The organism is Pengzhenrongella sp. (assembly GCF_036565025.1).
In the GTDB taxonomy this organism is placed as follows: domain Bacteria; phylum Actinomycetota; class Actinomycetes; order Actinomycetales; family Cellulomonadaceae; genus Pengzhenrongella.
Genome location: NZ_DATCNW010000099.1, coordinates 1 through 2,611, shown reverse-complemented (window position 1 = coordinate 2,611; position 2,611 = coordinate 1). Strand labels below are relative to the sequence as shown.

The 2,611-nt window shown below is 72.5% G+C and carries 1 protein-coding gene; it reads right to left on the bottom strand.

The features are described 5' to 3' along the window. Nucleotides 1-328: 328 nt before the first annotated feature. A complete protein-coding gene (locus tag VIM26_RS05540) occupies nt 329-2,098 on the bottom strand; it encodes an efflux RND transporter periplasmic adaptor subunit (RefSeq protein WP_331949350.1) in 1,770 nt (589 codons plus the stop codon). Nucleotides 2,099-2,611: the final 513 nt, after the last annotated feature.

Sequence of the window (2,611 nt, the reverse complement as noted above, 5' to 3'; positions counted from 1 at the left end):
CCCCCGAGGTCCCCCGAGGCCGCGTAGCCCACCGAGTCGGCCGAGCCGCGGAGAACCAACCGGGCCCGACCCGCCAAGCCCCAATGGTCGCAACTTAGGACCCCCTGCCAGTCGCCCCCGAGCGGGGATCCTCCTCTGGATCCCACCTGCGTGGACCTTAAGTTACGTCCATTGGGTCCGACCCCGTGCCGCGACGGATTGTGCGACGAGCCGCGGGAACCCTTCGGAGTTTGATCCGCCTCGGGGAGACGGGTCGCCGGTCAGCTTCCCGACCGACCCTGGAATCAGCTGGTCGGTCAGCTTCCCGACCGACCCTGGAAGCCGCCGGTCAACTTCCCGTCCGACGCTGGAAGCCGACAGGCGGCTGGCCGCCGGGCACCGTCTGGCCGGTCGAGCTGCCGCCGAGGCCGGACAACCCGCTCGAGCTCGAGGTGTCGTTTGCGCCGGCGAGCGCCTTGCCGAGGTCGGCGAGGACCACCCGGTCGCCGGCGGACAGCCCGGAGGTGATCTCGGTCAGTTCGACGCCCACGGCGCCGGTCTCGACCGTCACGTCGACGGCTTCCCGGCGCGCAGCACCTGCACGGTCGAGGTCGAGCCGTCGACGTGCACGGCGGAACTCGGCACCGTCAACGCCTTGTCCCGTTTCCCGACGGTCACCGCAACCTGCGCGGACGCGCCGTCGAACAGCCGCTCGGCGGTATGGCCCACGGCGATGACCACGGTGTACGTCGGGTCGGACGAGCTCGTCGACGCATCGAGCACCCCGATCGAGCTGACCGAGCCCGCGAGCGACTTGTCGCTGCTCGCCACGGTCAGCGCTGCGCTCTGGCCCACCTCGACGGTGTCGATCGCGGACAGCAGGCGGGAAGTCCGTCGGGAAGCCGCTCGGCAGCTCCCCGGTGCCGCGCTGCTGGGTCCCGGTGCCGGTCTGGGAGTCGGTGCGCACGACCGTGACCAGCACCTGGTCGCCCTCGGCGAGGCCCGAGGTGATCTCGGTCGAGGTGCCGACCGTCTCGCCGACCTTCACCTCGGTGCTGACCGTCTTGTCGCCCGCGCCCGCCTGGCTGACCACCGACTTCCCGTCCACCGTGCGGACCGCGGCGCTGGGCGCCGTCAGCACGTTGGCGCGCCGCTCGTACACGATCGAGACGTCCGCCGAGACGCCGTCGTGCAGCCCGGCGGGCTTGCCGGTCACGGCGATCACGACCGGGAAGCCCGCGACCCCGCCGGTGCTCGTCGAGATCAGCCCGATCTGCGCGACGGTCCCGAAGATCGCGGCGTCCGCGCCGTCGAGCGTGATCTTTGCCTGGTCGCCCGCCGCGATGAGTGCGAGGTCGGCGTCGCCGACCGTGACGTCGACCTGCCAGGCCGCGGTGCCGACGATGACGAACTGGGCGGTGGACGACGACGTGGTGCCGGACGTGGTGCCGGTCGTCGTGCCGCCGGACGTGCCCGACGACGTGCCGGTGCCCGACGAACCGGACGACGTGCCCGGATCCGAGGCGGCGCCCGAGCCGGCGGCCCCGGACCCGGTGACCGCCTGGCCGACGGTGAGGTTGACCTCGGTGAGCGATCCCGCGACCGGCGCCGTCAGGGTGGCGCCGGCCATCGCGGTCGTCGCCGAGTCGACCGCGGCCACCGCGACGTCGACCTGGGCGGCATCCGCCACGATCTGCGCGGATGCCGCGTCCGTGCCGTCGTCGGCGTCCTTGGCGTCCGCGAGCTTGGCCCGGGCGGAGGCGAGGGTCGCCTTGGCCGAGAGCAGGTCGGCGTTGAGGGTGAGGGTGTCGATGGTCGCGAGCGTCTGGCCGGCCTTGACCTGCTGGCCCGCCGCGACCTTGACCGCGGTGACCGAGCCGCTGGCCGCGAAGCTCACGTCCTGCTGGACGGTCGGCGCCAGGGTCCCGCTCGCCGTGACGTTCTTCTCCAACGTCGTCAGGCTCGCGGCCACCGAACGCGTGGTCGCGGCGGGCGTCGCGGGCTGCGCGGCGGCGCCCCGAACCCCGAACCAGTACACCGCCGCGGCGACCACCAGCGCGGCCAGGATCCCGGCGACCACCCGCGTGCGCGGGCGCGTTCGCCTCAACTTCTGCAGCATTGCTTCATCCCGATGCCGGCGGTCTTGGTTTGACGCCGCTGAAACTAGGCAGCGGGACTGGGGCACGCCTATCACGACCCCATGAGTCACCTGTGGATCGCGGCGCCAGGCCCGCGGCCGAGCTCGGAGGTCTGGGGTATGAGGGCTGAGGGCTGATCCGTCCGTGCGGAGCATGGTGCAGGAGTGACCGAGACGACCCGCTGGACGGGCAATTCGTTCAACTCCTGTCCCACCAGCCACATGCTCCGCACCGACGGACGGTGCCGACTGCTCCTGACCGTCGGGCCGAGGGCCGGGGTGCCCGGCGCCGGGGCCCGAAGGCCGAGGGCCGGGGTGCCGGGTGCTGGGGTCCGAAGGCCGGGGATCGGGGTGCCGGCGGTCAGGGACCGGGGGCCGGGGGTGAAAGAGGGTAGACAAGTCTTCCTGAGGGGTCGACATCGCTCGGCGGGGGGCCCCATGTCGACCCGCGCCGACCCGACTCCCGCAACGTCCGAGCGTTGACGTCCTATAGGA

Bases quoted from the DNA above. Each gene is read 5' to 3' on its own strand.
- VIM26_RS05540 (WP_331949350.1), bottom strand. From the start codon at position 2,098: ATGCTGCAGAAGTTGAGGCGAACGCGCCCGCGCACGCGGGTGGTCGCC.